The sequence below is a fragment of the Ruegeria sp. THAF57 genome (assembly GCF_903914075.1).
Classification (GTDB): Bacteria; Pseudomonadota; Alphaproteobacteria; order Rhodobacterales; family Rhodobacteraceae; genus Ruegeria.
Map to the genome: position 1 here is coordinate 115,009 of NZ_CAIWNQ010000003.1, position 24,172 is coordinate 139,180.

General features: G+C 59.0%; 26 protein-coding genes. 21 read left to right on the plus strand and 5 right to left on the minus strand.

Annotated features, from left to right (window positions below):
• Positions 1-98: 98 nt before the first annotated feature.
• Complete coding sequence (locus tag RUESEDTHA_RS08460) at positions 99-554, plus strand: methylated-DNA--[protein]-cysteine S-methyltransferase (protein WP_180886158.1); 456 nt, start codon at positions 99-101, stop codon at positions 552-554.
• A gap of 75 nt (positions 555-629) precedes the next feature.
• Positions 630-1,097 carry a hypothetical protein gene (locus RUESEDTHA_RS08465; RefSeq protein ID WP_170386204.1) on the plus strand — a complete coding sequence of 156 codons (468 nt, stop codon included), beginning with the start codon at positions 630-632 and terminating at the stop codon, positions 1,095-1,097.
• Here RUESEDTHA_RS08465 and RUESEDTHA_RS08470 read toward each other — a convergent pair.
• The 4 genes from RUESEDTHA_RS08470 to fsa form a co-directional block, all read right to left on the minus strand.
• On the minus strand, positions 1,082-1,795 hold the full coding sequence (locus tag RUESEDTHA_RS08470; RefSeq protein ID WP_180886160.1) for a phosphatidylcholine/phosphatidylserine synthase: 714 nt from the start codon (positions 1,793-1,795) through the stop codon (positions 1,082-1,084). The genes RUESEDTHA_RS08465 and RUESEDTHA_RS08470 overlap by 16 nt on opposite strands.
• Positions 1,796-1,865: 70 nt before the next feature.
• Positions 1,866-2,786: a tyrosine recombinase XerC gene (locus RUESEDTHA_RS08475; protein ID WP_180886162.1), complete on the minus strand. Its 921-nt coding sequence runs from the start codon at positions 2,784-2,786 to the stop codon at positions 1,866-1,868.
• Entirely contained in the window at positions 2,783-3,490 is a 708-nt protein-coding gene (locus RUESEDTHA_RS08480; RefSeq protein WP_171121823.1) for a DUF484 family protein, read from the minus strand. Before RUESEDTHA_RS08480 ends, RUESEDTHA_RS08475 begins: the two co-directional genes overlap by 4 nt.
• A gap of 198 nt (positions 3,491-3,688) precedes the next feature.
• Positions 3,689-4,342: a fructose-6-phosphate aldolase gene (gene fsa / locus RUESEDTHA_RS08485; protein WP_170332816.1), complete on the minus strand. Its 654-nt coding sequence runs from the start codon at positions 4,340-4,342 to the stop codon at positions 3,689-3,691.
• A 59-nt stretch (positions 4,343-4,401) separates the two neighbouring features.
• On the opposite strand from fsa, the gene RUESEDTHA_RS08490 reads away from it, so the two are divergent.
• From RUESEDTHA_RS08490 to RUESEDTHA_RS08505, 4 genes are all read left to right on the plus strand, one after another.
• Positions 4,402-6,627 carry a primosomal protein N' gene (locus RUESEDTHA_RS08490; RefSeq protein WP_180886164.1) on the plus strand — a complete coding sequence of 742 codons (2,226 nt, stop codon included), beginning with the start codon at positions 4,402-4,404 and terminating at the stop codon, positions 6,625-6,627.
• 73 nt (positions 6,628-6,700) lie between these two features.
• A complete protein-coding gene (locus tag RUESEDTHA_RS08495; protein WP_180886166.1) occupies positions 6,701-7,933 on the plus strand; it encodes an MFS transporter in 1,233 nt (410 codons plus the stop codon).
• Positions 7,934-7,997: 64 nt separating this feature from the next.
• On the plus strand, positions 7,998-8,870 hold the full coding sequence (locus tag RUESEDTHA_RS08500; RefSeq protein WP_180886168.1) for a 50S ribosomal protein L11 methyltransferase: 873 nt from the start codon (positions 7,998-8,000) through the stop codon (positions 8,868-8,870).
• Positions 8,871-8,974: 104 nt separating this feature from the next.
• The gene (locus tag RUESEDTHA_RS08505; RefSeq protein ID WP_180886170.1) at positions 8,975-9,319 is read left to right on the plus strand and encodes a hypothetical protein; all 345 of its coding nucleotides are present in this window, start codon (positions 8,975-8,977) and stop codon (positions 9,317-9,319) included.
• Between the two features lie 112 nt (positions 9,320-9,431).
• On the opposite strand, the gene RUESEDTHA_RS08510 is transcribed toward RUESEDTHA_RS08505, so the two are convergent.
• A complete protein-coding gene (locus tag RUESEDTHA_RS08510; RefSeq protein ID WP_171121827.1) occupies positions 9,432-9,644 on the minus strand; it encodes a DUF1127 domain-containing protein in 213 nt (70 codons plus the stop codon).
• A 334-nt stretch (positions 9,645-9,978) separates the two neighbouring features.
• On the opposite strand from RUESEDTHA_RS08510, the gene ruvC reads away from it, so the two are divergent.
• The 15 genes from ruvC (at position 9,979) to RUESEDTHA_RS08585 (ending at position 24,136) form a co-directional block, all read left to right on the plus strand.
• The gene (ruvC, locus tag RUESEDTHA_RS08515) at positions 9,979-10,476 is read left to right on the plus strand and encodes a crossover junction endodeoxyribonuclease RuvC (RefSeq protein ID WP_171121828.1); all 498 of its coding nucleotides are present in this window, start codon (positions 9,979-9,981) and stop codon (positions 10,474-10,476) included.
• Positions 10,473-11,144 carry a Holliday junction branch migration protein RuvA gene (gene ruvA / locus RUESEDTHA_RS08520; RefSeq protein WP_180886172.1) on the plus strand — a complete coding sequence of 224 codons (672 nt, stop codon included), beginning with the start codon at positions 10,473-10,475 and terminating at the stop codon, positions 11,142-11,144. The genes ruvC and ruvA overlap by 4 nt, the downstream gene beginning before the upstream one ends.
• 4 nt (positions 11,145-11,148) lie before the next feature.
• Positions 11,149-12,168 carry a Holliday junction branch migration DNA helicase RuvB gene (ruvB, locus tag RUESEDTHA_RS08525; RefSeq protein WP_180886174.1) on the plus strand — a complete coding sequence of 340 codons (1,020 nt, stop codon included), beginning with the start codon at positions 11,149-11,151 and terminating at the stop codon, positions 12,166-12,168.
• Positions 12,169-12,229: 61 nt separating this feature from the next.
• Entirely contained in the window at positions 12,230-12,853 is a 624-nt protein-coding gene (locus RUESEDTHA_RS08530) for a hypothetical protein (protein WP_180886176.1), read from the plus strand.
• Complete coding sequence (gene ybgC / locus RUESEDTHA_RS08535) at positions 12,850-13,233, plus strand: tol-pal system-associated acyl-CoA thioesterase (protein WP_180886178.1); 384 nt, start codon at positions 12,850-12,852, stop codon at positions 13,231-13,233. Before RUESEDTHA_RS08530 ends, ybgC begins: the two co-directional genes overlap by 4 nt.
• A gap of 110 nt (positions 13,234-13,343) precedes the next feature.
• On the plus strand, positions 13,344-14,039 hold the full coding sequence (tolQ, locus tag RUESEDTHA_RS08540) for a protein TolQ (RefSeq protein WP_180886180.1): 696 nt from the start codon (positions 13,344-13,346) through the stop codon (positions 14,037-14,039).
• A 1-nt stretch (position 14,040) separates the two neighbouring features.
• Positions 14,041-14,517: a protein TolR gene (tolR, locus tag RUESEDTHA_RS08545; protein ID WP_180886182.1), complete on the plus strand. Its 477-nt coding sequence runs from the start codon at positions 14,041-14,043 to the stop codon at positions 14,515-14,517.
• Between the two features lie 9 nt (positions 14,518-14,526).
• Positions 14,527-15,612: an energy transducer TonB gene (locus RUESEDTHA_RS08550; RefSeq protein ID WP_180886184.1), complete on the plus strand. Its 1,086-nt coding sequence runs from the start codon at positions 14,527-14,529 to the stop codon at positions 15,610-15,612.
• Positions 15,609-16,928 (plus strand): Tol-Pal system beta propeller repeat protein TolB, encoded by a 1,320-nt coding sequence (gene tolB, locus RUESEDTHA_RS08555; protein ID WP_180886187.1) that lies wholly within the window; start codon positions 15,609-15,611, stop codon positions 16,926-16,928. The genes RUESEDTHA_RS08550 and tolB overlap by 4 nt, the downstream gene beginning before the upstream one ends.
• Before the next feature lie 88 nt (positions 16,929-17,016).
• The gene (gene pal / locus RUESEDTHA_RS08560; protein WP_180886189.1) at positions 17,017-17,526 is read left to right on the plus strand and encodes a peptidoglycan-associated lipoprotein Pal; all 510 of its coding nucleotides are present in this window, start codon (positions 17,017-17,019) and stop codon (positions 17,524-17,526) included.
• Positions 17,527-17,530: 4 nt separating this feature from the next.
• Positions 17,531-18,358, plus strand: a complete 828-nt coding sequence (ybgF, locus tag RUESEDTHA_RS08565; RefSeq protein ID WP_180886191.1) for a tol-pal system protein YbgF — start codon at positions 17,531-17,533, stop codon at positions 18,356-18,358.
• Complete coding sequence (gene tilS / locus RUESEDTHA_RS08570) at positions 18,355-19,608, plus strand: tRNA lysidine(34) synthetase TilS (RefSeq protein WP_180886193.1); 1,254 nt, start codon at positions 18,355-18,357, stop codon at positions 19,606-19,608. Before ybgF ends, tilS begins: the two co-directional genes overlap by 4 nt.
• A 76-nt stretch (positions 19,609-19,684) precedes the next feature.
• A complete protein-coding gene (ftsH, locus tag RUESEDTHA_RS08575; protein ID WP_171121839.1) occupies positions 19,685-21,601 on the plus strand; it encodes an ATP-dependent zinc metalloprotease FtsH in 1,917 nt (638 codons plus the stop codon).
• 96 nt (positions 21,602-21,697) lie between these two features.
• Positions 21,698-22,273 carry a sulfurase gene (locus RUESEDTHA_RS08580; RefSeq protein ID WP_180886195.1) on the plus strand — a complete coding sequence of 192 codons (576 nt, stop codon included), beginning with the start codon at positions 21,698-21,700 and terminating at the stop codon, positions 22,271-22,273.
• A gap of 186 nt (positions 22,274-22,459) precedes the next feature.
• A complete protein-coding gene (locus RUESEDTHA_RS08585) occupies positions 22,460-24,136 on the plus strand; it encodes a formate--tetrahydrofolate ligase (protein ID WP_180886197.1) in 1,677 nt (558 codons plus the stop codon).
• The last annotated feature ends 36 nt before the right edge of the window (positions 24,137-24,172 follow it).

The window sequence follows — 24,172 nt, forward strand, 5'->3', positions numbered from 1 at the left end:
CTCTGCCTCGCGCTCCGAAGTATTTTTGAACAGAAGAAGCAAGGGGCGCGACCTGATTGGGGTTGCGCCCTTTGTCAAAACGCTGTCAGCATTTCGTTATGCCGATGATTACTGTTGAAACTCAATTTGGATGCCTCGGGGTCGAAGAGACGGACGGGGCGATTACGCGTCTGGTTTGGAATGGGCGAAGCGCGGGCGAGGCGACGCCAGTGCTGAAGGAGGCAGCGGCGCAACTGAAGGCTTATGATCAAGGGCGGTTGGAGCGGTTTGATCTGCCCTATTGCGTTGCGGGATCCGAGTTCCAGCGGCAGGTCTGTGATCTGATGTTTGCGATACCCTTGGGTGAGACCAGAACTTATGGCGAGATCGCGAAAGAGTTGGGGCAACCACCGCAACCGGTTGGACAAGCCTGCGGTGCGAATCCGATTCCGGTGATCATCCCCTGTCATCGTGTGCTGGCGGCAAACGGGCTTGGTGGGTTCTCAGGTGAGGGTGGAGTTGAGACCAAGGTCGCTTTGCTGCGCCATGAACGGGCCGCCGGTTTGCTGATCTAAGGGACGGATTTCTGTTGCAATCCCGGTGCTTGAGGCCCAACTTGTATCAGATAGAGATTCAAAGGACCGAATGGCATGACTGCTCAATCAGACTCGGCTGCCCGCAAGAAGGCAATTATCGACCGCCTGATGTCGCTGGAAGCGCAGGAGCTTGCGACTGCGCAGGCGCATTATGACGCGTTTCTGAAAGATTCGCAGTTGGACGACCGCGAAGGGCACGACAAGGATGATATTGCGGCATCGCGAGAGAATGCGGATTTGGCCGCGGCTTTTGACGCGCCGGTGCATGCCCATCATGCCAAGATTGATGTGATCGAAAATACCGATTTCAGCGTGACGGATACGGTGCAACCCGGCGCTGTTGTCAAATTCAACAACCGTCGTTTCGTGGTGTGCGTCTCAACCACCCGGTTTGATGTCGATGGCAAGACTTATATGGGGATTTCGACCCAAAGCCCGATTTATCTGGCAATGACCGGGCTTCAGCAGGGCGATGTGTTCACCCATAACGGGACTGAATTCGAGGTTCAGGAAGTCTTGTAATCTCGACTCCTGCGCGGCGGGACCACCTGCTGCGCAATGCCCGCTGAAACCAGATACAAGCTTGTTACGACCAGCCCCCAGTGCGCCCAGCTTTCGGGGTGGAAGTCTACCCATGCGGCCCAGCCGGCAAAGAACGTCCACGCAAAGGCCATTGGCAGGGTCACGCTGCGCCAGCGCTCGGTCCTGACGGGGTGCACGAATTTGAGCGGTAGGAACATCGCCAGTGACAGCAGTGAAACCATGAGGAGGATGACCCAGAAATTGGGTTCGAGCGCGAAGATCACGATGACGAACATGTTCCAGCAGCCCGGGAACCCCGAGAACGAATTGTCCTTGGTCTTCATCCGCGTATCTGCAAAATACATGGCGCTGGCAAAGGTTATGACAATGATCGCGAACCAGCCGGTCCAGCCGTCCATCAGGCCGGATTTGAATAGGGCAAAGGCCGGGATGAATACGTAAGTCAGGTAGTCGATGATCAGATCCAGCAGCACGCCGTCAAACTCGGGGGCGTTTTTCTTGACGTGGTAGTGTCGGGCCAGTGGGCCGTCGATGCCATCGACGATGAAGGACACCACCAGCCACAGATACATCAGGCTCCATTTTTCTTCGACGGCGGCCAACATGGCCAACATTGCGAAAACGGCACCGGTTGCTGTGAACAGATGGACGGATAGAGCTTTGAATCTGAGTGTCATGCGCGTGTCATGTACGATGCGTGCAGAAGATGCAAAGCAAAACGCCCCATTTGTTGAAATTGCATTTGTGTCAGGCTTTGGGGTGCGTCCGGTCGTAGACTTCCATCAACCGGGCGGTGTCAACTGCCGTATAGGTCTGTGTGGTCGATAACGAGGCGTGCCCCAGCAATTCTTGTATTGCCCGCAGATCGCCGCCCGCTGACAGCAGGTGGGTTGCGAAGCTATGGCGCAACGCATGAGGGGTTGCGGTCGCGGGTAGGCCCAGTTGTTGGCGGGCCTTGGCCATGACAGCCTGAATGGCGCGCGGGTTCAGTGCCCCGCCGCGCATGCCACGAAACAGCGGCTTGTCTTTGGCGCGCGGATGGGGGCAGAGCGTTAGGTAACGATCAACGGCGGCGCGGGCGGCGGGCAGGACTGGGACGATGCGTTCCTTATTGCCTTTACCGACGATCCGCAGGGATTGCGGCAAGGGCGCATCTGCGCCGGTTAGTGAAAGCGCCTCGGATATCCGCAGCCCGCAGCCATAAAGCAATGTCACTACGGCGACGTCGCGGGCCGAGACCCAATCATCGGTCGATTGAAGGTCAACCGTTTCTATCAGGGCGCGCGCAGCGTCTTCGGCGACTGGACGCGGGAGTTTCTTAGTGAATTTGGGCGCGCGGGTGGACAGGACTGCGGTCGGTTCGAACCCTTCCCGCTCGGCCAGCCAACGGTAGAAGCTTTTTACCGCCGACAATTTTCGTGCCAGAGATCGAGCGCCGACACCAGAGCCGCGTTGATCCGCCATCCAGGCCCGCATGTCCGACACACTGATAAGTGCCAGTGCCGTCAGCCCCTGAGACTGATTATGATGCAGGGTCATGAAGGACAGGAATTCGGTCACGTCGCTGCGATAGGCGGCCTGGGTGTTTTCTGAACGCCCCGATAGTGCCACGAGACCCTCCAGCCAGTGCTGCAACGCGTCGCGGCAGGCCGGAGAGATCAGGCTCATGACAGCCAGTTGCGCATGGACCGTTCAAAAACACCGGCGAAGAAGGTCAGCAGATCGGTGCCCAGTTGTGGTGAGAAATGATTTGGGTCCTTGGCGCTCATGATGATCATGCCGGGTAGTCGGCCTTCGCCCAAATCCAGCCTTAGACATGCCTCAGATCGCAGGTGGTCGGCTTGTTCGCCAAAAATGCGGTGCGTGGGATGAATGATCTCACGCAGGACCACTTCGCGGGCAGGGCCGCTGCGATCAAAGGTTAGGTAGTTGTCTACAAAGCCGGGTTCAACGACAGTGAGAACGCCCCCCAGCTTTTCGATTGCCGGGTCTTGCTGGACCACGGTGGTTTCCAAAATCAAGGTGATGCGATCAACGCGCAATATCTCGGCGACTTCGGTGCCAAGCGCCTTGAGAAAATCCTCGAAATCCACTGGCTCCAGAAGGCGCAGGATGGCGCGGTGAACCTGATTGGTGCCTGCCAGATTCTCATAGGCTGCGGCGATGACAGACCTGTGCGTGTCCTCAAGCCTGTCCAGTCGCGCCTCGAGCCTTTGCATGGCAATGCCGCGCAGGTCGATGATGTTGTCTCCGCGCGCTTCCTCGTTGGCGGCGACGAGGGCCTGCATCAGGTCCTTGTCATCCAGCACGGCGTAAGGCTCGGCCAGAATTGCCTCGCGGAGAGTGTCCTTGAGTTTGGTGTTACTGCTCATGTCCTGTCCGGTCGTTTTTTATGTTTTGCCGCGTTATAACACGGCTTGGCGAATTTGCCTTGGGAAAAATGGCGACGTGACCGGATTTCGTATGTTTGGGGGAGGAAGCTCCCGTCTGCCGGGTCCTGATCAAAGATCAGGTCCAAGGCAGTTGGGCCGGGCGCGGCGCCTGTCGGCACCGCGCGGTCGTGCAAAGGATCAGAGGATTTTCTGACCGGTTTTAGCCCAGTCAGCAAGGAACGTTTCAAGCCCCTTGTCGGTCAGCGGGTGATCGGCCAGCTTCTTGATCACGCCCGGAGGCGCGGTGATCACGTCGGCACCGATGCGGGCGCTGTCAGTCACGTGGTTCACGGTGCGGATCGAGGCAGCAAGGATTTCGGTCTCAAACCCGTAGTTGTCATAGATCTGGCGGATGTCTGCGATCAGATCCATGCCGTCGAGGTTGATATCGTCCAGACGGCCAATGAAGGGCGAGATGAAGGTTGCGCCCGCTTTGGCGGCCAGCAGCGCCTGATTGGCCGAGAAGCACAGGGTCACGTTGACCATCTGGCCTTCGTCGCTGAGCGTTTTACAGGTTTTCAGGCCGGCCCAGGTCAACGGAACCTTGACGGCGATGTTGGGGGCAATCTTGGCCAGCTTGCGGCCTTCGGCGATCATGTCGTCGGCCTCGGTGGCGACAACTTCGGCGGATACCGGGCCGTCGACCAGATCACAGATCTCTTTGGTGACTTCCAGAATGTCGCGACCCGACTTCAGGATCAGCGAGGGGTTGGTGGTCACACCGTCCACCATGCCCAGATCGTTCAGTTCGGCGATGGCGTCGATCTCGGCTGTGTCTACGAAGAATTTCATGAGGGCAGTCCTTTGATGGGTTGGCCTTGGTCGCGGATGCCTTTACCCCAATAACACCGATGCTGAAACCCCCGACCCGAGGAGATGCGGTGAGCGCACAGGAGTATTTCGACCATGGTGAGCTGGTGGCGGTTCTGACCACGCAGCCCTTGGACCGGACGCTGGATTACAAAGCGCCCGAGGGCGGGTGTTTTCTGGGTGCGTTTGTCGAAGTGCCTTTAGGCCCGCGCAAGGTTCTGGGTGTGATCTGGGGACCGGGGCAGGGCGGATTTGATCTGGCCAAGGCGCGATCGGTGATCCGGGTGCTTGAGGTTGCGCCGATGCGCGAAGAGATGCGGCTGTTTCTGGGCAAGGTGGCCGATTATACGCTGACGCCGATGCCTGCGATGCTGCGGCTGGCAACCCGCGCGCCGGGGTTGGGCGATCCGCCGTCGATGCGCAAGGTGTATCGGTTGGGAAGTGCAGAGCCCGACCGCATGACCGATGCGCGGTCCCGTGTGTTGGAGGTGCTGCGTGAATACGGTGGCTTGGCTTTTACCCTGAAGGAACTGGCCGAGCAGGCGGGGGTCACGTCCTCGGTCGTCAAAGGGCTGGTCAAGCAAGGCGCTGTGCGCGAGGAGGACAGCCCGCGTGATCTGCCTTATCCGCGTTTGGACCCTGACCTGCCGGGCAAGCAACTGACCGGGGATCAGGCGGCGGCGGTGGCGCGGTTGCAGGCCGGGCAGCAGACCGGGGATTACGGGACAACGTTATTGAAGGGTGTGACCGGTTCGGGCAAGACCGAGGTCTATCTGGAAGCCGTGGCAGAAGCTTTGCGTATGGGGCGGCAGGCGCTGGTCTTGTTGCCCGAGATCGCTCTGACAGCCGAATTCCTGACGCGGGTTGAGGCGCGTTTTGGCGCGCGCCCGGCGGAATGGCATTCGGGCGCGACAATGACCGAGCGTCGCCGGGTTTGGCGGATGGTTGGGCAGGGGGATGCGCAATTGGTCGTCGGCGCACGCTCGGCCTTGTTTCTGCCGTTCCGAGACCTGGGGCTGGTGGTCGTCGATGAGGAACACGATACGTCCTACAAACAAGAAGACGGCGTGCATTACAGCGCGCGGGATATGGCGGTGCTTCGAGCGTCGATCTGTGGCGCGCAGGTGATTCTGGCCAGCGCGACGCCCTCGCTGGAAAGCTGGGCCAATTCCGAGGCTGGGAAGTATGAACGGGTGGATTTGACTGCGCGTTTTGGATCGGCGGTGCTGCCCGAGATGAAGCCCATCGACATGCGGGCCGAGCAGATGCAGCCGGGGACATGGATTTCTCCGTCATTGCGGCAGGCGGTGCGGCAGAGGATCGAACGGGGCGAGCAGTCGTTGCTGTTCATCAACCGCCGAGGCTATGCGCCAGTGACGCTGTGCCGCGCGTGTGGCGAGCAGATCGCCTGTGACCATTGCGACGCGCGGATGGTCGAACATCGGTTTCTCAAGCGCCTGATGTGCCATCAATGTGGCGAGACGAAGCCGATGCCCGATACCTGCCCGTCCTGCGGGGTCGAAGGCAAGCTGGCTCCGGTCGGCCCCGGGATCGAACGGCTGGCCGAAGAGGCCGAGGCGACCTTCCCCGAGGCCAAGATCGCCATGCTCAGTTCCGACCTGTTTGGCTCGGCCCGCGCGCTGAAAGCGAAGATCGAGGAGATTGCGGAAGGGGATGCCGATATCGTTATCGGTACGCAATTGGTGGCCAAGGGCCACAATTTTCCGAAGCTGACGCTGGTCGGGGTGATTGATGCGGACCTCTCATTACATGGTGCCGACCTGCGCGCGGCGGAGCGCACATTCCAACTGATGCGGCAGGTGGCGGGACGTGCGGGGCGCGCGGATAAACCGGGGCAGGCGCTGTTGCAGACGTTCCAGCCCGAACACCCGGTGATCCGCGCCATTCTGTCGGGCGATGAGGAAGGGTTCTGGAAGGCCGAGGCCGCTGGGCGTCAGGCCGTAGGTGTCCCGCCCTATGGGCGCATGGCCGGCATTGTGCTGTCAGGCCCCGAGGTTGGGCCGGTCTTTGACATCGGAAACGCGATGGCGCGCAACGATGCGCCTTTGCGCGCAATAGGCGCGCAGGTCTTTGGCCCTGCACCAGCCCCCATTGCGCGCATCAGAGGGCGGCATCGCATTCGCCTTCTGGTCAAGGCGCCCAAGGGTGCGCCGATTCAGGATGCCATCGCCCGATGGATCGCACCATTGCGTCTGAAGGGAGATATTCGCCTCACTGTCGACATCGACCCCCAGAGTTTTTATTGACTTCTGCATTCGTGCAGGTCGGTTGTGCATCTGCCCTCTCGCCAAACGCTCAAAATGGGCGTAGAGCGATCCTATGCTGAAACCCATGCCGCTATCCGAGGCGCAGAAACTTCCGTTCTGGCGCCGCCCGATAACCCTGTTGTTCATGATGGCATTGACCATGCCCATCGCGTTCAACGGGTGGAGCGCGCTGCTCAACAACTTCGTCATCGAAGTGGCAGATTTCGACGGCGCGGATATCGGACTGCTGCATACAGTCCGTGAAATCCCCGGCTTTCTGGCCGTGGGGGTGATCGCGGTGATCATTTTCGTCCGCGAGCAGGTTCTGGCAATGATCTCTCTGATCATGCTGGGTGTCGCTACCGCGGTGACGGCGTGGTTCCCCAGCCTTGGCGGGTTGCTGTTCGTGACGCTGTTTAGCTCAATCGGGTTTCATTATTACGAAACGGTCAACCAGTCGCTACAACTGCAATGGCTACCAAAGGACCGCGCTCCGCAAATCCTGGGCTGGCTGGTGGCCATGGGGTCGGCGGCCACAGCCGTTGTCTATGGGCTGATCGTTCTGACGTGGGATCGGTTCGGGCTGTCCTACAACATGGTTTTCATGGTCACTGGGGGGGTAACCGCATCGTTGGCGGCGTTCTGTCTGTTCGCTTACCCGCAGTTCGATGCACCCACACCGCAAACCAAGAAGTTGATCCTGCGCCGTCGTTATTGGCTGTATTATGCCCTGCAATTCATGGCGGGCGCCCGCCGACAGATTTTTGTTGTCTTTGCAGGCTTCATGATGGTTGAGAAGTTCGGGTTTGAAGTTCACGAACTCACCGGGCTTTATCTGATTAACCTGATGATCAACATGGCCGCCGCACCGATGCTGGGCAAAGCAGTGTCGGTTTTCGGCGAACGTCGCACGCTAATTTTCGAGTATGCAGGCCTCGCCATCGTCTTCGCGGCCTATGGCGGAATCTACTGGTTTGGGTGGGGTGTGGTGCTGGCCGCGATCCTCTATGTTATCGACCATGTTCTGTTCGCTCTGGCGCTTGCGTTGAAGACCTATTTCCAAAAGATTGCAGACCCGGCTGACATCGCGCCCACTGCAGCGGTGGCCTTTACGATCAACCATATCGCGGCGGTTTTTCTGCCTGCGCTTCTGGGATTGCTGTGGGTTGTCTCGCCCGGTGCCGTGTTCGGGCTGGCGGCTGCGATGGCCATGATCTCGCTTGCGCTTTCATTGTTGATCCCACGCCACCCGGAGCCTGGAAACGAAACGATCCTGTCGAAATACACTCCGGCCCCGGCGGAATAAGCCGGCGCTTGACCTTGGCGGCCTGTCGCCCTAGGCGCTGTGGCAACTGACACAGGAGGCCAAGATGCCCACATTCACTGCGCTGACCACTCTGACGGGAAAGAAAGCTGCCGAAGGGTTGGGCGAAGCCATGGAGCGTCTGGTGCCAGAACCCACTGGCGTCGGCGTGTTCGAGGTCGAAGACGGTTCGGGCCTGTGGGAAGTCGGCGGTTACTTCACCGAAACCCCGGATGAAACCGCATTGGCTGTGCTCGCCGTCGCGTTCGAAGCCAAGCCTTTCGTGGTGTCAGAATTGCCGGAAACCGATTGGGTTGCCCATGTGCGCCGCGAGTTGGCCCCCGTCGAGGCCGGACGCTTCTTTGTCTATGGAAGCCACGACGCAGACAAGCTGCCCGAAGGCCGCATCCCGCTGTTGATCGAGGCGGCGATGGCGTTCGGCACCGGTCATCACGGAACCACTCTGGGCTGCCTAAAGGCTTTGGATTACTTGCTGGACGATGGGTTTTCGGCCAACAAAGTGGCGGATATCGGTTGTGGCACGGCAGTGTTGGCCATGGCTGCCGCACGGGTCTGGGACGGGGACATCATCGCAAGCGATATTGACCAAGTCGCCGTGGACGTCGCCGAGGCCAACCTTAAGGCCAATGGCATGTCCGGACAGGTTCAATGTGTCGAGGCGGCGGGTTTCGACCATCCCGATCTGAATTCCCTTGCGCCCTACGATTTGATTTTTGCGAATATTCTAAAAGGACCGTTGGTCGCCCTGTCGCCGGAAATTGCCGCGAATCTGCGTGCCGGCGGTTATGCAATTCTTTCGGGAATCCTCAACGAACAGGCAGATGACGTCGTTAATGTTTATCTCCAAAACGGATTTAATCTGGCCAATCGTTCGGAATTTGGTGAGTGGACGACGCTAATCTTAAGCAAACAGGGCTAAATTCGGGCCATTTACAGGAGTTTTCTAGATTTTCGCCACTTTTTTGGCGCAATCTCTTTCTACCTTGAAAAGATGCAACCTGGGGGCGGTTTTTGGAGGCTGCCATGACTGGAAAACAACTGGAATTTGATCAGCGCATTCATCGCCTGAACAAAAAACATGCCAAGCTTAGCCGCGGCTATCGCGCGACCATGCGTAAAGATGGTCTTGTCGTGATGCGGCCGCAGCGCGTGCAGTCGGCCGTGCCTGCAAAGGTTCTGCTGCTTTGTCTCGTGGGCTTGTTTGCCTTCAAGACGTTCCTGCTGACCAGCTTGGGCGCGTCTGCTTATCAATATCGGGTCGATAGCTTGGCTGAAGGCACAGCGGTGGAAAAAGCTGGTGCCTGGGTGATGCAAGTTGATCCCATCTCGGAACGTCTCTCTGTTCAGTTGGGCAAGTTCCTGCACTGAGCATTTGTCCGCTTTGACTAAAAAAACGCCGCGCATTGAAAGATGCGCGGCGTTTTTCTTTGCCCCCGAGGGAGGAGGAAGGGGCGAGTGAGTGGCAGGGGTGTGCTAATCCCTACCGGCGACCTTCCGCGACGACGTCAATGTCGCCCCGGCAAAGACCAATGTCTTCGAGTTCGCGGTTCGTTAGACGATTCAGCACGTTACGAGTAACGCGGGCATCGTTCCATTCAACAACGGCGGTCACTGCCGATGCAAAAAATGCGCCGATACGGCCAGCAAGGCCGAACGAGCCAGTGGTGGCGCGGGTGGTATCCAGTGCAGCCATATCCTGTTTCCTTCTGGTTAAATTTCATGTCTCGATCATTCGATCTGATCGGCATTTAGTTAGGGTGATCGGGTTCCGCAAGCGCAGAAATTGCATGTGTCCTATGCGTTTTTTGCAAGGCTATTGGATTATGAAAAACCCTTAATTTTAAGGTCATTAACCGGTAATTTCCGTGTCGAAAACAGACGCTTTGGCGTCGCAAACTGGCAGGTTTGTCGGCCCCGGAACATAAGTGTCGTTTTTAGACTTTCGGTCAATTCGCTTGGAAAATGTTCACGCTTCGTGCTAATCGAAGGGAAAGAGCACAAAAACCCGAGCAGGCCGAGGCAAAAAGATGCGGATATTGGGCATTGATCCGGGGCTCAGGACCCTGGGATGGGGCGTCATCGAATCGCGTGGCAGCCGCCTGAGCCACGTCGCCAATGGTTTGTGCAAGTCAGATGGCGATGATCTGGGCGAACGGCTGCTGTCTTTGCACAATCAGATTGTCGAGGTTATCGCGGAATACCGGCCCGAACAGGCGGCAATCGAACAGACTTTTGTGAACAAGGACGGTGCGGGCACGCTTAAGCTGGGTCAGGCGCGCGGGGTGGCTTTGCTGACCCTTGCGCAGGCTGGGCTTGCAGTGGGTGAATATGCGCCCAACAGGGTGAAGAAAACAGTGGTGGGCGTCGGCCACGCCGAGAAAGAGCAAGTTCTGCATATGGTCAAACTTCAACTGCCGGGGTGCGAACCCAAAGGCGCGGATGCGGCGGATGCACTGGCTATTGCGATCTGTCACTCATATTACGGCGCAGCGCCTCAGGCGAGGATGAAAGAGGTTCGGGCATGATCGGCAAACTGACAGGGCGTCTGGACTACCGCGCGGCGGATCATGTTCTGATCGATGTGCGCGGGGTGGGGTATATCGTCTATTGCTCGGATCGGACAATGGCGGCGCTGCCAGGTGTGGGCGAGGCGGTGTCGATCTACACTGACATGGTCGTGCGCGAGGACCTGATGCAGCTTTATGGGTTTCTGTCGCTGGTCGAGAAGGAATGGCATCGCCTGCTGTGCTCGGTTCAGGGGGTCGGGGCCAAGGTGTCGTTGGCTATCCTGTCGGCGCTGGGGCCTGATGGGGTAAGCCGAGCCATTGCTCTGGGCGATTGGGGCGCGGTCAAATCCGCCAAAGGTGTCGGCCCGAAGACGGCGCAGCGCGTCGTTCTGGACCTTAAGGACAAAGCGCCCGGTGTGATGGCGATGGGCGGTACGGTGACCGAGGCGATGGACGGCCCTGATCTTGAGGTTGTTGAGGCGGTCGAACCTGCGCCCAAACGGGTTGTTAAACCTGCACCGGGTAACGCCGCGGCCTCTGCCGGTGCGTTGTCGGCTTTGTCAAACTTGGGGTACGGCCCGTCCGAAGCTGCATCCGCTGTGGCCGAAGCCGCAGCCAGTCAGCCCGAAGCTGGCGAGGCGGAGCTGATCCGTGCGGCGTTGAAACTACTGGCTCCGAAAGGCTGAGTGAATGGTAGACGCCGATCCTACCCTGCGCCCTGATCCCCTGCCCGAGGACAATGACCGCGCCCTGCGTCCGCAGGGGTTGGATGAATTCATCGGTCAGGCCGAGGCGCGCGCAAACCTGCGCATCTTTATCCAATCGGCCCGCCAGCGGGGCGAGGCGATGGACCACACGCTGTTTCATGGCCCTCCGGGGCTTGGGAAAACCACTCTGGCGCAGATCATGGCGCGCGAGTTGGGGGTGAATTTCCGCATGACCTCTGGCCCCGTGTTGGCCAAGGCGGGGGATCTGGCGGCGATCCTGACCAATCTGGAATCGCGCGATGTGCTGTTCATTGACGAGATTCACCGCCTGAACCCGGCAGTCGAAGAGGTTCTGTACCCCGCGATGGAGGATTTCGAGCTGGATCTGGTGATCGGCGAAGGCCCGGCGGCGCGCACGGTACGGATCGAGCTTCAGCCCTTTACCCTGGTCGGTGCGACAACACGGATGGGCCTGCTGACCACACCGCTGCGCGACAGGTTCGGTATCCCGACACGGTTGCAGTTCTACACCGTGGATGAATTGCACGAGATCGTCACCCGAAATGCTCGCAAACTGGGTGCCCCCGCTGATGACGACGGCGCGCGGGAAATCGCCCGAAGGTCACGCGGAACACCGCGTATTGCAGGTCGTTTGCTGCGGCGCGTTGTGGACTTTGCCATTGTCGAAGGTGACGGTCACATTACGCGCGATCTGGCCGACGGTGCCTTGACCCGGCTGGGGGTCGATAATCTTGGATTGGATGGCGCGGACCGTAGGTATCTGACGTTGATTGCCGAGAACTACGCAGGTGGACCCGTTGGCATCGAAACCCTGTCTGCTGCGTTGTCGGAAAGCCGCGACTCGCTTGAGGAAGTCATCGAGCCCTATCTGCTGCAACAGGGTTTGATCCAACGCACACCTCGTGGTCGAATGCTGGCGCAGAAGGCGTGGACTCATCTTGGGATGGCCGCCCCCAAGGGGCAAAGCGATCTGTTTGGTTGAAGCTGGGCGTCATAGCTTTTAAGGGTTCGAACGACCCTTTTGTGACCACCGAGGATTGCGCGTGACACCCGAAGACATCCAAGCGTTGTTCACCCGTGAAAGCGGCGAGTTCCTGTTTGCACGCTGGGGTCGCCCTATCGTGCCCATTGTTTTCGGCGTGGAAGACGAAACGCTGGCGACCGTCAAAGGCGCGTTTGAAGCGGTCGTCACGCTTGCCGGTCACAACATGGCTGAAACCGACCCGGAGTTGGGTGCAAACTGCATGGTCTTTTTCTTCCGTGATTGGAAGGAATTGCTCGAGGTTCCGGATCTGGACCGTTTGGTGCCCGATCTGGCCCCGTTGGTCGAGCGGCTGGTTGCGGCAGATGCCAATCAGTACCGTATTTTCAGGTTTGAAGAGGACGGGTCGATCAGGGCGGCGTTTGTGTTTCTTCGGATGGACAAGGAACTGTCCAAGGTTCCGGCAGAAACTTTGGCGCTAAGTCAGGTGGTGCAGACGATCTTGCTGTGGTCTGACGCCGCATTTCGCAGCGCGTCGCCGCTGGCGATCGCGGGCGGCGCGACGATCCTGCGGCCGGATATTGCCGGACTGATCCGTGCGGCCTACGATCCGGTTCTGCCGGGCGTCGCACAGGATCCATCACACGCTCTGCGATTGTATGCGAGGATGGAGCAGCCGCAATGAAACACGTGTACCCTGTTCAGGTATTCTACGAAGACACCGATATGGGTGGTGTCGTGTATCACGCAAACTACCTGAAGTTTATCGAGCGAGCGCGATCTGATTATGTGCGTAAACTCGGCAACGACCAAAACGCCATGCGCGATGCCGGTATTGTCTGGGTCGTCCGCAGGATCGAGGCGGACTATCTGGCGCCAGCCAAGTTTGAGGACGACCTGATCGTCGAAACTACGGTTGCTTCTGTGTCCGGGGTGCGCCTGACCATGGATCAGGTCGTAAAACGGGACGAGACTGAGGTTTTTCGCGCCACGGTGACCGCCGTTTGCATGAATGCGCAGGGCAAGCCGGTGCGGCTTCCGGCAGAGATTCGCGCATTGTTGTAACAATTTGCAGGGTAGGGGTGGTTCTGTTGGCTTTTCATAACCAACTGCGTTAGCGTTTGGCAAAACAAGGCCAAAAGAACGGCCGTCAGGCAAAAACAAAGAGCAGGTTCATGGAAGCTGAAACGCTGGCGCTGGCGCAGGAGATCGACTTCTCCATGTGGGGGCTGTATGCCCGCGCGACCTTTGTCGTAAAACTGGTGATGCTGATGCTGATTGGTGCATCTATCTGGTCATGGGGCATCATTATCCAGAAAATCATCAACTATCGGGCGGCACGGCGCGAGGCGCAGGTTTTTGATGAATCTTTCTGGTCGGGCAATCCGCTGGATGAGCTGTTCGAACAGATTGGCGCGCAGCCCGACGGAAGTTCGGAAAAGATCTTTGCGGCTGGCATGATCGAATGGCGCAGGTCCCATCGCACGGATGGGGGGCTGATTGCCGGGGCAACCGCGCGCATCGACAGGTCGATGGATGTGGCGATCGCGAAGGAAGCTGAAACGCTGCAAAAGGGGCTGCCGATCCTTGCGACGGTTGGCTCGACCGCGCCGTTTATCGGTTTGTTCGGCACCGTCTGGGGTATCATGAACGCCTTTATCGAGATTGCCGAGCAGCAGAACACCAACCTTGCCGTTGTTGCCCCCGGTATTGCCGAGGCGTTGCTGGCCACGGGGCTGGGTCTGTTGGCCGCGATCCCGGCGGTTATTTTCTATAACAAACTCAGCGCCGATAGTGACCGGATCGTAGGCGGTTACGAGGCGTTCGCTGACGAATTCGCGACCATACTGTCGCGCCAGTTGGATAGCTGACATGGGGGCTGCGGTTCAGCAACCCTCGGGTGGGAACGGGCGTCGGCGCGGGCGGCGTCGAGGCCGTGCGCAGCCGATGGCCGAAATCAACGTGACGCCCTTTGTCGACGTCATGCTGGTGTTGCTGATCATCTTCATGGTGGCCGCGCCTCTGCTGACCGTGGGTGTTCCGGTTGATCTGCCCAAAACTGCCGCCAGCGCATTGCCCGGCGACAACGAAGAACCGCTGACCGTGACGTTAACGGCTGACGGGCGGGTGCAAATCCAGACCACGGATGTTTTGCGCGAAGAGTTGATTGGCAAACTGCGCGCAATCGCGGCAGAACGAAGCAGTGACCGCGTGTTCCTGCGCGCAGATGGCGCGATCCCTTACGCGCAGGTGATGCAGGTCATGGGGGCGCTAAATGCGGGCGGTTTTTCCAATGTGGGGCTGGTGACGGATACCGGCGGCCCGACACTGGACGAAGGTGGAGAGTGAGGCCGCGCGGTGGATACCGGCACCAAGATCTCGGCGATCGCCCATGTGACTCTGATCGGATGGGCCTTGTTTGGCGGCACCTTTCGGTCCGAGCCTTTGCCTATGGCCGTTCAGGATGTCTCTGTGATTTCGGCTGAGCAGTTCGCGGCGATGACCGCCCAACGCGAAGCGCCCGAGGTGCCGACGCCATCATCCTTGCAGCAGCCTGAAGAACCGCAAGATAACACGGCCACCCCAGAACCCGTTGAAGAGGAACAGCCAACCTCAGAGGTATCGGAGGCGGTTGAGCCTGAACCGGACCCCGAGCCAGAGGCGGTCGAGCCCTTGCCTGAGCCTGTTGAAGTGGAACAGCCCCCAGCGCTGGATCCTCCGCCTGACACTGAAATTGCGGCATTGCCGGTCCCGCCCGGCCCCGAGGCGCAGCCGCGCCCCGCAGACAAAGTCGCGCCCGAGCCGGTTGCCCCGCCGCCGCCCGAAGCAGCGCCGGATGACATCGAAACACCTGCCGTGTCCCTGGATGAAGGCGCAGAAATCCAGCAAGAGCAGCAAGATCAAACCGCCCCGGAAGAGGCCACAGATGAGATCGTGACCGAGGCCGAAGAGGCCAAGGAATACGCGCCCCGGTCGTCCCCGCGCCCTCAGGTCCGTCCGAACCGGCCAGCACCGCCCGAAGTCGCTGAAACCTCAGAGCCCGAGCCCCCGGCAGCTGACGAAAGCGCCATCCAGGATGCTTTGGCCGAAGCATTGGGTCAAGGCAGCGAACCCTCTGGTCCTCCATTGACCAGCGGCGAAAGGGACGCGATGCGATTGGCCGTTTCGCGGTGCTGGAATGTTGGCTCTTTGTCAACGGATGCGCTGCAGACTGTTGTTGTCGTGGCGTTTTCACTGACGCCGGATGGTAAGGTGGTGGGCGGCAGTTTGCGCATGATCGACAGTTCCGGCGGGTCTGCCGGGTCTGCGAGCCAGGCATATGAGGCCGCCAGACGCGCAATTCTGCGCTGCGGGGCAAAAGGATACGACCTGCCTGCTGACAAATACGCGCAATGGCAGGATATTGAGATTACATTCAATCCCGAGAGGATGCGGATCAAATGATGAAATTTCTGACCAGCCTGTTGCTGGGCCTGACGATACTGACGGCGCCTGCATATGCCCAGAACGGACCGCTGCGTCTGGAACTGGATCAGGGGATCATCGAGCCCTTGCCCTTTGCCGTTCCCAGTTTTGTCCCCGACAACGCGGCTGCGGCCCAATTCGCGCAGGACATCTCGCGCGTGGTTGCGGCTGATTTGACGGGAACTGGGCTGTTTCGTGAGATTTCATCGGATGCGTTCATCAGCCGGGTCAGCAGTTTTGATGCCCCGGTTCAGTTTGCCGACTGGAAGGCCATCAACGCCGAGGCGTTGGTGACCGGCGCTGTGAATGTCTCAGGCAATCGCTTAACTGTTCGGTTTCGGGTGTGGGATGTATTTTCGGGTCAGGAACTGGGTACTGGCCTGCAGTTTGCAGGCACCACCGACGGCTGGCGGCGGATGGCGCATAAGGTTGCCGATCAGGTCTACAGCCGGGTGACTGGTGAGGGCGCCTATTTTGATAGCCGTGTCGCCTTTGTGTCCGAGAGCGGACCCAAGGACCAGCGCCTGAAACGTCTGGCGATCATGGATTATGACGGCGCTAATGTTCAGTACCTGACCGACAGCGCAGCCATCGTTCTGGCGCCGCGTTTTTCGCCCACGGGCGACCGGCTGCTCTATACCAGCTATGAAACCGGCCAGCCACGCATCTATGTGCTGGACGTGGACCGCGTCCGCAGGACCGAGCTGAATACACCGGGCGGCACCATGAGCTTTTCGCCCCGTTTCTCGCCCGATGGACGCTCGATCGTGTATTCGCTGATTCAGGGTGGCAACACGGACCTGTGGAAGATGGATCTGGCGTCAGGGCAAAGTGTCCGACTGACGAACACACCTGCCATCGAAACCGCACCCAGCTATTCGCCCGATGGGTCACAGATCGTGTTCGAAAGCGACCGCTCGGGTACGCCGCAGCTTTATATCATGCCCGCCAATGGTGGCGAAGCGACGCGGATCAGCTTTGGTCAGGGTCGCTATGGCACACCTGTCTGGTCGCCGCGTGGGGATCTGGTTGCCTTCACTAAGCAGAACAAAGGCCGGTTCCATATCGGCGTAATGCGCACGGATGGCAGCGAAGAACGCCTGCTGACCTCGTCCTTCCTGGACGAAGGACCAACGTGGTCGCCCAACGGTCGGGTTATCATGTTTACCCGCGAAACGCAGGGCGCAAGTGGTCGGGCGACGCTGTACTCGGTGGATATATCGGGACGGAATCTGCGCCCGGTACGGACCCCAGATGGCGGAAGTGACCCGTCATGGGGGCCATTGCAGAATTGATCAGGGCAGGGGGTTGGAAAAGTTCACAAAAAACCTGCACTGTGATACAGAGACGGCAATAAACAGATAATATGACGAGGCACCTGAAATGAACGTATTGAGCAAAGTTTTGGCTTTGGGCGCGCTGAGTGTGATGGCCGCCTGTACCAGTAACGATCCTTCCGCACTGGGCGGTGGATTTGGCAGCGGCGCAAACGGGACGATCGCGCCCGGTTCGCCAAGCGATCCGCGATCCCCGGCGTATTTCCAGCAAACCGTGGGCGACCGAGTGCTGTTCTCGGTTGACCAGTCCACGCTGACACCGCAGGCACAAACGGTCCTGCAAGGGCAGGCGGACTGGCTGTTGGCAAACCCCGATTTTGTCGCAACCATCGAAGGACATGCGGATGAACAGGGCACACGTGAGTACAACCTTGCCCTTGGCGCACGCCGGGCAAATGCGGCCCGCGAGTATTTGATTTCGCGGGGTGTTGCGGGTAATCGCCTAACGACGGTGAGCTTCGGCAAGGAACGCCCGATCGAGATTTGCAGCACCGAGGATTGCTATTCCAAGAACCGCCGCGCGGTGACGGTGCTGACCGGTTCAACCTTGGGGTAAGACGATGAGAATTGCAGGATGGGTTCTGGCCGCGGTGGTAGCGACCGCCGGAGTGGCACAAGCGCAGGATCAGCAGACTTTGGCCGATATCCGGCAAGAGCTAACGGTGCTGCACGTGGAAATTCAGCGCCTCAAGCGCGAGTTTTCCACAACGGGTTCCCCCGCGCCAAACCTGTCTGGTAGTTCAATTCTGGAACGTGTCGACGCGATCGAGGCTGAATTGCAACGCCTGACGCGGCAGACCGAGCAATTGAATCAACGGGTCCAGAATGTCGTCACCGACGGTACCAACCGGATTGGTGATCTTGAGTTTCGTCTGGTTGAACTTGAAGGCGGCGATCTGAGTACGCTGGGCGAAACATCGACCCTGGGCGGGGACACCGAGATCACCGCAGCGGCTCCGACTGTGACAACAGAGACACCGCTGATCGCCGAACAAGGCGAACTTGCCATTGGTGAACGCGCCGATTTTGACGCCGCTGCACAATCTTTGGCCGACGGTAACTTTCAGGCGGCGGCCGATCAGTTCGCGCTGTTTGAAACGTCCTACCCCGGAAGCCCCCTCGCACCAGAGGCCCACCTGAAGCGTGGACATGCGTTGCAGGGGCTGGGCGACACCCGCGAGGCTGCGCGTGCGTTCCTGGCCAGCTTTACGGGCGATTCCGAAGGTACGTTTGCGCCTGAAGCCCTGTTCGAACTGGGGGTGGCCCTGGGTCGGTTGGAGCAGATTGATCAGGCCTGCATAACTCTTAGCGAGGTTGGCGTGCGTTTTCCGGGTTCGGCTGCGGCCTCGGCTGCGACGCAGGAAATGGCCTCGCTGGGCTGTTCTTGACCGAAATTTCAGACATTTTGCAATCCGAGATCAGGGCGCGGCTGAAAACGGATTTTCCAGCCCGTTTGGGCATTGCGGTGTCGGGCGGAGGCGACTCGGTCGCGTTGCTGCATCTTTTGAAGGATATCGCCGGGCAAGAGCAGGTGGCGTTGTTTGCTGCGACGGTTGACCATGGGCTTCGCCCCGAGTCCGCAACAGAGGCGAACAAGGTGGCACAGCAGGCAGAAACGCTTGGTGTCCCGCACGAAACTCTGATCTGGGAAAACTGGGACGGTCGCGGAAACCTTCAGGACCGCGCGCGACAGGAGCGTTATCGGTTGCTGGCGGACTGGGCCCGTAGAAACGACTTAGGCGCGATTGCGCTGGGCCATACCGCAGATGATCAGGCCGAAACCACGCTGATGCGTCTGGGGCGGGCCGCGGGGGTAACTGGCTTGTCTGGAATGGCTGATTCAATCAAGCGGAACAGCGTAACCTTCCTGCGTCCGATGCTGGGCGTCACGCGCCTTCAGTTGCGCGACTATCTGACGGAAATCGGTGTGGACTGGATAGAAGACCCATCGAATCACGACATGAGATTCGACCGGATTAAGGCACGGGACGCGCTGAAATCGCTTGGGGGCTTGGGAATTTCGGCCCGGTCTCTGACACGTGTTGCACAAAATCTGGCGCGGGCGGATGAAGCTTTGGCGCAATATACGCAAGACTCGGCACAGCAAGTTCTTGTTGCGGATACGGGGGGCGTGTGCTGCGACCGTGCTGGATTCGCGGCTTTGCCTGCAGAGGTTCAGCGCCGGTTGGTGCTGGGCTGTTTGGCGTGGATTGCCGGACCGGGCTATCCCCCACGACACACAGCCACCGAACAGGCAATCGAGGCGATTAAGCACGCAAAACCGGGCACGGTTGGGGGCTGCATTCTGATCCCAAAGGGCAATAAAACGTGGATTTGCAGAGAGCTAAACGCCGTGAAGGAAATGCGCTGCGAAATTGGACAAGACTGGGATGACCGTTGGGTTTTGACCGGTCCTTCTGCGCCCAATGCAACGATTGCGCCGTTGGGCGACGCAGGGCTATGTTCAGTGTCAGAGTGGAGAGCTCTTGGAAAACCCCGCGAGGTGCTGGTATCATCACCCGCAGTATGGGAGGGCGAAACCCTTTTGTCCGCGCCTTTGGCAGGTTTTCCGAACGGTTGGCAGGCAGAATTGGCGGCGGAAAGGTCCGACTTTCATTCTTCGTTTTTATCGCATTGAACCTGCTTGAATCATCTCTATTTTATAGAGCAACCCGGCAGACCCCCACCTGCCGAAATCTTTTGGGAGATTTTCCTTGGGCAACGCTCGTAACATCGCCTTCTGGGTCGTTCTGTTTCTGCTGATCCTTGCACTGTTTAATTTGTTCAGCGGACCAGGCGGAACGCTTCAGAGCAATGAAAGAACTTATTCCGATTTCGTGACTGCTGTTGAAGGCGGCGAGGTCAAGAATGTGACGCTGGATGGTGAACAGATTCGCTATACCACGCAAAGCGGCGCAAATTATGTGACGATCAAACCGGGTGACGCCGAAGTCACCAAGCTGTTGATCGACGAAAACATTCCGGTGCGCGCTGAAAAGCAGCAGCAATCCGGGTTCCAGTCCTTCCTGATCACGCTTCTGCCCTTCCTGCTGCTGATCGGTGTCTGGGTCTATTTCATGAACCGGATGCAGGGCGGCGGCAAAGGCGGTGCGATGGGCTTTGGCAAGTCCAAGGCCAAGATGCTGACCGAAAAGCATGGCCGGGTCACCTTTGACGACGTCGCCGGTATTGACGAGGCCAAGGAAGAGCTGGAAGAGATCGTCGAATTCCTGCGCAACCCGCAGAAATTCAGCCGTCTGGGTGGCAAGATTCCCAAAGGCGCGCTGCTGGTTGGCCCTCCGGGCACTGGTAAGACGCTGCTGGCCCGCGCTATTGCCGGTGAGGCTGGCGTGCCCTTCTTCACCATCTCAGGCTCCGACTTTGTCGAGATGTTCGTGGGTGTAGGTGCATCCCGTGTGCGCGACATGTTCGAGCAGGCCAAGAAAAACGCGCCGTGCATCGTGTTCATTGACGAGATCGACGCCGTCGGTCGCCATCGTGGTGCCGGTTACGGCGGTGGCAACGATGAGCGCGAACAAACGCTCAACCAGTTGCTGGTCGAGATGGACGGGTTCGAAGCAAACGAAGGCGTGATCATTCTGGCCGCGACCAACCGTAAGGACGTTCTGGACCCTGCGCTGCTGCGTCCGGGCCGGTTTGACCGTAACGTGACCGTCGGCAACCCCGACATCAAAGGCCGCGAGAAAATTCTGGGCGTGCATGCACGCAAGACGCCTTTGGGCCCCGATGTCGACCTGCGCATCATCGCGCGGGGGACACCGGGCTTCTCGGGTGCTGATCTGGCGAACCTCGTGAACGAGGCGGCGTTGATGGCCGCGCGCGTAGGTCGCCGTTTTGTCACCATGGAAGACTTTGAAAACGCCAAAGACAAAGTGATGATGGGGGCCGAGCGCCGTAGCATGGTGCTGACTCAGGATCAGAAGGAAAAGACCGCCTATCACGAGGCCGGTCATGCCGTGGTTGGTCTTGAGCTGCCGCTGTGCGACCCGGTCTATAAGGCAACGATTATTCCGCGCGGTGGTGCGCTGGGTATGGTTGTGTCTTTGCCTGAAATGGACCGCCTGAACTATCACCGGGACGAATGTGAGCAAAAGCTGGCCATGACGATGGCAGGTAAGGCTGCCGAAGTCATCAAATACGGTGAAGACCATGTGTCGAACGGCCCAGCTGGTGATATCATGCAGGCCAGCCAGTTGGCGCGCGCCATGGTTATGCGCTGGGGCATGTCGGACAAGGTCGGCAATATCGACTATGCCGAGGCGCATGAGGGCTATCAGGGCAACACCGCTGGTTTCTCGGTCTCGGCTCATACAAAAGAGCTGATCGAGGAAGAGGTGAAACGCCTGATCCAGCAAGGATATGAGCGTGCGCACAAGATCCTCACCGATAAGAACGAGGCGTGGGAACGTCTGGCGCAAGGTCTGCTGGAGTATGAGACGCTGACGGGCGACGAGATCAAGCGCGTTATGAACGGTGAATCGCCCAGCGAAGGTGACGACGAAGGCGGTAGCCCGGATGAGGGCGGCGCGCCAAGCGTCACGGCGATCCCGAAAACCAAGGTCAAGAAATCTCCGCCCGATGGTGGCATGGAGCCGGAACCGACCACTTAACGCTAAAACCCGAGCCAAGGCTCGGGTTTTTCTTTTCTTTCCGGTAAACCTGCCGTCTAGTTGCCCGAAGATTGTGGCGGTTAAAGGGGGCAGAACATGCCGGTCCTGCGAGAAACAGAATTCACGGGTGAAATCGTTTGGCTGGGTCACGTTCCGGCGGGGCAGTCGATCCGCGCATCTGGCGTCCGTGAGATGTCTTTGGGTTTTGCAGGTGCAGCGGGCGAGCGGCATGAGGGCGTGAACCGTTCCTCATGCGTGCGGATGAAGAATCTCTACCCACAGGGCACTGAGATCCGAAATGTGCGGCAATTGTCCGTGTTGTCTGAAGATGAGATGCAGGCGACGGCGGCAGAGATGGGGCTGGACGCGCTGGACCCCTCTTATCTGGGGGTCAGCATCCTGTTGCGTGGAATACCGGACTTTACGCATGTTCCGCCATCCTCGCGGCTTCAGGGACCCGATGGCGTCACGATCACGGTAGATATGGAAAACCGCCCCTGCGTGATCCCCGGTCGCGAGGTCGAAGCTGATCTGCCCGGCCACGGTGCAGCCTTCAAGCCCGCAGCGAAGGGCAGGCGGGGCGTGACCGCATGGGTCGAGCGGCCCGGCGTGTTGAAGCTGGGCGATCGTTTGAAGCTATTCGTTCCCGATCAGCGCGCCTGGGCACCTTAAGTCACAGGTTTTCCGATGGGAAACGATCAAAGTTACGTGACGCCACCGTGTAAGTGACGCTACGCCGTTTCGGGGCTTGATTATGTCGGAATCCACATTCATTGCGGGGGTTCACAACTGTATGGGTTGATCAGCGCCGACGCCCTGCGTTGGTTTTGCACGGCATTCAATCAGGGACCCTGCCCAATGAGCTACAAATCCGACATCGAAATCGCCCGCGAAGCGAACAAGAAGCCGATTCAGGAAATCGGCGCCAAGATCGGCATCGAATCCGCCGATCTGCTGCCCTTTGGCCACGACAAGGCGAAAGTCAGTCAGGACTTCATCAACTCGGTTCAGGACCGGGAAGACGGCAAGCTGATCCTTGTCACCGCGATCAACCCGACCCCTGCGGGTGAAGGCAAGACCACCACAACCGTTGGTCTGGGCGACGGTCTGAACCGCATTGGCAAGAACGCGATGATCTGTATCCGCGAAGCCTCGCTCGGCCCTAACTTCGGTATGAAGGGTGGCGCTGCAGGTGGCGGTTATGCGCAGGTTGTTCCGATGGAGGAAATGAACCTGCACTTCACTGGCGATTTCCACGCCATCACTTCGGCCCACTCTCTGCTGTCGGCGATGATCGACAACCACATCTATTGGGGCAACGAGTGCGACATCGACATCCGTCGCGTAGCATGGCGTCGTGTGGTCGACATGAATGACCGCGCGCTGCGCCAGATCACTGCTTCGCTGGGCGGCGTGTCGAACGGCTTCCCGCGTGAGGCTGGCTTTGACATCACTGTTGCGTCCGAAGTCATGGCGATCCTGTGTTTGGCCAACGACCTGAAAGATCTGGAACAGCGACTGGGCGATATCATCGTGGCCTATCGCCGCGACAGGACTCCGGTCTATTGCCGCGATATCAAGGCCGAGGGCGCAATGACCGTTCTGCTGAAGGATGCGATGCAGCCGAACTTGGTGCAAACGCTGGAAAACAACCCGGCCTTTGTGCACGGCGGTCCATTTGCAAACATTGCCCACGGCTGTAACTCGGTCATCGCAACCAAGACCGCGCTGAAAGTGGCGGATTATGTTGTGACCGAAGCGGGCTTTGGGGCCGATCTGGGTGCCGAAAAGTTCATGAACATCAAGTGCCGCAAGGCGGGCATTGCTCCGTCGGCTGTGGTGCTGGTTGCCACCGTGCGTGCGATGAAGATGAACGGCGGCGTGGCCAAGGCCGATCTGGGCGCCGAAAACGTCGATGCGGTTCAGGCGGGCTGTGCCAACCTGGGTCGTCACATCGAGAACGTGAAGTCGTTCGGCGTACCGGTTGTGGTTGCCATTAACCACTTTGTCACCGACACCGACGCTGAAGTACAGGCTGTCAAAGACTATTGCGGTGAACACGGTGTCGAAGCGATCCTGTCACGTCACTGGGAACTGGGTTCAGAAGGCTCTGCACCGCTGGCTGAAAAAGTTGTCGAGATCGTCGAAGGCGGTTCTGCGAACTTCGCGCCGATCTATCCCGATGAAATGCCTTTGTTCGAAAAGATCGAAACCATCGCCAAACGCATTTACCGCGCGGACGAGGTTCTGGCCGACAACAAGATCCGCAACCAGCTTCGCGATTGGGAAGAGGCGGGTTATGGCAATCTGCCGGTCTGCATGGCGAAAACGCAATATTCCTTCTCGACCGATCCGACCCTACGCGGTGCGCCCAATGGTCACTCGGTCCCGGTACGTGAGGTTCGCCTGTCCGCAGGTGCCGGCTTCATCGTGGTTGTCTGCGGCGAGATCATGACCATGCCCGGTCTGCCCCGCAAACCGGCTGCGGAAACCATCTGCCTAAACGACGCAGGTGAGATCGAGGGCTTGTTCTAAGCCCCCAAATGAGACATCTCGTGGTCCGGGGACATC